The sequence below is a fragment of the Trueperaceae bacterium genome, from assembly GCA_031581195.1.
GTDB lineage: Bacteria > Deinococcota > Deinococci > Deinococcales > Trueperaceae > SLSQ01.
Map to the genome: position 1 here is coordinate 1 of JAVLCF010000074.1, position 5,189 is coordinate 5,189.

General features: G+C 78.2%; 5 protein-coding genes. 1 reads left to right on the top strand and 4 read right to left on the bottom strand.

Annotated features, from left to right (window positions below):
* Positions 1-478 (top strand): LUD domain-containing protein (locus RI554_07870; GenBank protein MDR9391931.1); only part of this gene is annotated, 478 nt, incomplete at its 5' end.
* A 3-nt stretch (positions 479-481) separates the two neighbouring features.
* Here RI554_07870 and RI554_07875 read toward each other — a convergent pair.
* The 4 genes from RI554_07875 to RI554_07890 form a co-directional block, all read right to left on the bottom strand.
* Complete coding sequence (locus RI554_07875) at positions 482-1,375, bottom strand: DUF5668 domain-containing protein (GenBank protein MDR9391932.1); 894 nt, start codon at positions 1,373-1,375, stop codon at positions 482-484.
* The gene (locus RI554_07880; protein ID MDR9391933.1) at positions 1,372-2,892 is read right to left on the bottom strand and encodes a phosphoglucomutase/phosphomannomutase family protein; all 1,521 of its coding nucleotides are present in this window, start codon (positions 2,890-2,892) and stop codon (positions 1,372-1,374) included. Before RI554_07880 ends, RI554_07875 begins: the two co-directional genes overlap by 4 nt.
* A gap of 46 nt (positions 2,893-2,938) precedes the next feature.
* Positions 2,939-4,498, bottom strand: coding sequence for a SulP family inorganic anion transporter (locus RI554_07885; protein ID MDR9391934.1), 1,560 nt, complete (start codon positions 4,496-4,498; stop codon positions 2,939-2,941).
* 91 nt (positions 4,499-4,589) lie between these two features.
* A partial coding sequence (locus RI554_07890; protein ID MDR9391935.1) for a carbonic anhydrase occupies positions 4,590-5,189 on the bottom strand: 600 nt, incomplete at its 5' end.

A 5,189-nucleotide genomic window follows, 5' to 3' on the forward strand; every position in this document is an offset into this window, starting at 1 on the left:
CGTCGTCCGCGTCCGCGCGGCGGACGTCGCGGAGGTCCTGGCGTCGACCCTGACTCGCCGCCGCGCCGACGCCGTCGTCGTGCCGCGCGGTACGCCGGACGCCTGGGGGGCGGCGTTCGAGGGGCGCACGACGATCCGCGACGACGCGCCCTACGCGGACCTCGACGCCGCCGACGCGACGGTGTCGGGGTGCGCCGTCGCGGTCGCGGAGACCGGCACGATCGCCCTCGACGGGGGGCCCGGCATGGGGCGCCGCGCCGCGTCGCTGGTGCCCGACGTACACCTGTGCATCGTCCGCGCCGCTCAGGTGGTGGAGCTGCTGCCCGAGGCGCAGGCCCGCCTGCACGACGCGGCGGCGGCGGGCGCCCCGATCACGTGGATCAGCGGACCGAGCGCCACGAGCGACGTCGAACTCGAGCGGGTCGCGGGCGTCCACGGGCCCCGCACCCTCGTCGTGCTGCTCGTGGGGGACGCCTAGGGCCTACTCGACCTGCCGCACCGTCACCGACCCGACGCCCCCCTCGACGCTCAGGCGGGCCCAGGCGCCCTCCGGCGCGTCGTCGGTCGCGGCGCTCCGGAACGTCGCCCCGACGTCCCGCCAGTCGCCGTCCACCTCGACGCGACCGAGGCCGCGCTCCAGCTCGAGCACGACCGGAAGGTCGCGGGGGACGCGCACGACGACCTCACCGACGCCCGCCTCGACGTCCGCGACGTACGTACCGGTGGCCGGCAGGTCCAGGCGCACCTCGCCGACGCCGGCGTCGAGGTCGAGGCTGCGGAGGGTCGCGTCGCGCAGGTCGAGGACCGACCGCCCGACGCCCGCCTCGACGTCGAGGTCGAGCGCCACCTCGCGGGCGAGGCGGAGGTCGAGGCCGCGCCGCCCCGCGCCCCGCCAGGCGCGGGCGCCGGCGGCGTCCATGATCAACGCCACCTCGAGGTGGGGACCGTCGCGCTCGACCTCCCGCCGGAGGCGGGCCCCGTCGGGCAGCGTGGCGGTGCCCTCGATCAGCGCCGCGGCGTCCGGTGCGGCGGCGGCGAGGCGCAGGTCGCCCACCCCGTGCCGCAACTCGACGTGCGCCTCCCTCGCGCCGTCGCGGGGGACGGAGACGTCCTCGGTGCGGACCGTGCCCCCCGCCCAGGAGCCGGGGACGCTCAGGAGGAGCGCAGCCGCGGCGAGGGTCGCCACGATCACCAGGCCGCGCCCCCGCCCCCGCAGGATCAGGTCCGCGCCGACCGCGATGAGGAGGAGCGGCCAGAGGGAGATCAGGTCGAACAGGAACCCCGCGTCGATCCACCCCAGTTGCCGTGCGGCGGCCAGAACGCCGGCCGCGATCAACGCCCAGGGCAGCCAGCGGGTGCTTCGGGTTTCGTTCACGTTGGATCGACCTCCCCTACGAACGCCTCCGCGGCGTCGAGGATCGCCGCGACGTCGGCGTCGTCGTGCGCTTCGGCGTACAGCCGCAACAGCGGTTCGGTGCCGCTCGCGCGGATCAGCAGCCAAGCGCCGTCCTCGAACCCCAGTTTGACGCCGTCGCGCCGCTCGACCCGGTCGACGGTACGTCCCCCGAACGTCGCGGGGTCGTCGGCGAGCGCGGCGACGACCGCGTCGCGCGCCGCGTCGCCCGTCAGGGGCAGGTCGCGCCGGTCGTAGCGGTGCCGCCAGCCGGTCTCCGCCTCGAGTTCGGCGAGGCGGAGCCCCAGGGCACCGCCGTCGGCCGCACCGGACGGCGCGTCGGTGCGGCCGGCGGGGCCGGCCGCCACGTCGGCGCCGTGGCCGGCGGCGACCTCGAGGGCGGCCTGCAGGAGCAGCAGGCCGTTCACGATGCCGTCGCGTTCGGGGAGGTGCTCGGGGAGGCCGATCCCGCCGGACTCCTCGCCGGCGATCAGGACGTCGGCCTCGCGGAGCGGCCCGACGAGCCACTTGAAGCCGACCGGCGTCTCGGTCTGCGGGAGGCCGCGCGCTTCGGCGAGGCGGGCGACGTTCCGGCCGACGGTGAAGGTCCGCACGACCCGCCCGGTCCGGCCGGCCCGCAGCCGCTGGTCGAGCAGAAGCGCGAACGTCTCGTGCGCGGTCGCGACCCGCCCGCCGGGGAGGATGACGGCGACGCGGTCGCCGTCGCCGTCGGTGGCGACCCCCAGCCAGGGGGCGTCGGGCCCGCCCCCCGCCGCCCGGAGGCGCCGGGCGGAGGGCCCCAGCTCGCTCGGGACCGGTTCGGGGTGACCGCCCCCGAAGGTCGGGTCGACGTCGGCGCGGATCCCCTCGACGCGTACGCCGAACCCGAGGTCGGTGGCGACGGCGTCGATCCAGCCGGCCGCCGCCCCGTGCATCGCGTCGTGCACCAGCACGCCGCGGGCGCGGCGCAGCAGGTCGAGGTCGAGCAGCGTCGCGACGTGCGCGACGTAGGCGGCCCGCACGTCGAGGTCGACCACCGCCCCGCCGGGCTCGGCGCCGGGGGCGCCCGGGTCGCGCGGGACGTCCTCCGCCGCCGTGCGCGCGGTGCGCGCCGCGACGTCGCGGTACGTCGCGTCGGTCGCCGTACCGCCGTAGGGGCCCTTGAGCTTGAAGCCGTTCCAGATGGGGGGGTTGTGGCTGGCGGTCAGCATGACGCCCGCCGCCAGCCCGAGGTGCGCGACGGCGAAGGAAAGCACCGGGGTCGGGAGCGGGGCGGGCGCGAGGTGGACCGTGAGGCCGTGCGCGGTGAGGACGTCGGCGACGGTGCGGGCGAACGCCGCCCCCCCGGCGCGGCCGTCGAAGCCGACGGCGACGGCGCGCCCGCCGGCCGCGCGGACGTGTTCCGCGGTGGCGTGCGCGGCGCGCGCGACGTTCGCGTGCGTGAAGCGGCCGTCCATGCGGTCGCGCCAGCCGTCGGTCCCGAACCGGAGTGCGTCCATGCGGAGGTTGTACCGCGGCGGGCGCGGTCGCGCCGGGGCGGGCGCCCTAGCGCCGTGGCGGGCGCGCCTCGGGCGGCGGTCCGCCCTCCTCGGGCACGTCGCGCCACACCGACCGCAACCAGGAGCGGGCGTGGTGGGGCACCCCGCGCAGCGCGACGGTGAGGCCGGCGGCTTCGGCGTCCTCGAGCGCTTCGCGGATCGAGGTGGCGGCGGTCCAGTCGACGCGGCCGCAGGCGGAGAGGTCGACGACGAGGCGGTGCGCCTCGGGGTGGTCGGCCAGCAGGTCGGGGACGCGCTCCTCGATGCGGGCGGCGCTGCCGTACCAGAGCACCCCGCGGGGGGTGAGCGTCAGGACGCCGGCCTCGGCGGCGTCGTCGATGCGGAGTTGTTGTTCGCGGCGCAGGTGCTGCCCGACCGCCAACAGCACGCCGATCAGGACCGCCTCCTCGATGTGCGGGGCGAGGGCGAGGGTGAGGAGGAACGTCGCGAGGGCGATGACGCCCTGCGAGCGGCTGTCGCGCAGCACGCCGATCACGTCGCCGGGCCGCACGAGGCTGGCGACGGCGGCGAGGATGACGCCGGCCAGGGTCGCCTGCGGGAGCGGCGCCAGCCAGGGGGTGAAGGGCAGCGCGGCGAGGAGGGCGACGGCGGTCGCGACGCTCGCCCACCGCGTCCGGGCGCCGGCGAGGCGGGCGACGGCGCTGCGCGAGAAGCTGGCGCCGACCGGGAACCCCCCGAAGAGGCCCGCCGCGAGGTTCGCGGCGCCCTGCGCGACGAACTCGCGGTCGGGATCCCAGCGGCGGCGGGCGCGGGCGGCGAGGTCGCGTCCGATCGAGGCGGCTTCGGCGAAGCCGACGAGGGCGAGGACGACCGCGCCGACCGCGAGGCGGGGGACCTGCCCCCACGGCAGGTCGAGGCGGGGGCGGGGCCAGGCGTCGGGGATGGCGCCGACCACCGGGCCGCCGTAGGCGAGGGTCGCGGACGCCGCCGTGGAGAGGACGACGGCGGCGAGGACGCCGGGGACGAGGGGGTGGAGGCGGCGGGCGAGGACGCTGGCGAGGATCGTGCCGAGCGCGAAGGCGAGCGCGCCGGCGCTCCAGCGGTCGGGGGAGAGCAGCGCGACCGCGGCGCCGCGCAGGACGCCGCCCTCCACCTCGACGCCGAGCGCGGCGGGGAGTTGGCTGGCGGCGATCAACACCGCCGCGGCGTTCAGGAAGCCGATCCGCACCGGGCGGGAGAGGAGGTAGGCGATGCGGCCCCACCCGAGCAGCCCGATGGCGGCGCGCACCGCCCCGACGAGGAGGGCGAGGAGGGCGGCGGCGCCGACCCATTCGGGGCTGCCGGGCGTCGCGACGGCGGACAGCGTCCCGAAGGCGAGGAGGCTGGTGGTGGCGACGGGGCCGACCTGGAGTTCACGGGCGGACAGGAACGCCGCGGCGGCGAAGAGGGCGGGGACGGTGGCCCACAGGCCGGCGACGGGCGGCATGCCGGCGAGTTCGGCGTAGGCGAGCGCTTGGGGTAGTGCGATCGCGGCGACGGTGAGTCCGGCGGCCAGGTCGCCCCAGCGGGGGCGCTCGGGGGACCGGGCGGGGGCGTCGCGCGTCACGGCCGGCAAGGTAGCACGCGCTCCGCGCGACGGCCCGCAGGACGGCCTGCAGGACGGCTCGTGGGACGTCGCGTGGCGTGGCGTGCGGGGGTCAGAGGCCGTCGATGCGGCCGGTGTCGAGCTCGTAGACCGCGGAGACGACGTCCAGGTCGCCCGCCGCGAGGTGGGGGGCGAGGACGGGGTCGGTGCGGAGGCGCGCCGCGGTGGCGTCGGCGTGGCGGCGGACGGCGTCCTCGTGCGCGCAGGCGTAGCGCGCGGCGTCGGTCCCGGCGCCGGGGCAGCCGGCCCACGCCGCCTGGGCCGACGGCGCGACGTCGCGCAGGAGCGGCGCGGTGAGGTCGCCGCCGTCGCGGACGGCGTCGAGGGTGGCGCCGACCGCGCCGCAGCCCTGGTGCCCGAGGACGAGGGCGAGGGGCACGCCGAGCTGTTCGACGGCGTAGTGGACGCTGGCGCGGACGTTGTCGCCGAGCGCGTGCCCGGCGACGCGGACGACGAACAGGTCGCCGAGCCCCTGGTCCAGGACGACGCTGACCGGCACCCGCGCGTCGCTGCAGCCGAGGACGACCGCCATCGGGCGTTGCCCGCCCAGCAGGGCTTCGCGGTCGGTCTCCGCCTGGTGGGGGTGGCGGCCGGCCCCTTCGCGGTAGCGGCGGTTGCCGTCGCGCAGGGCGGCGCGGACCGCGACGGGGGT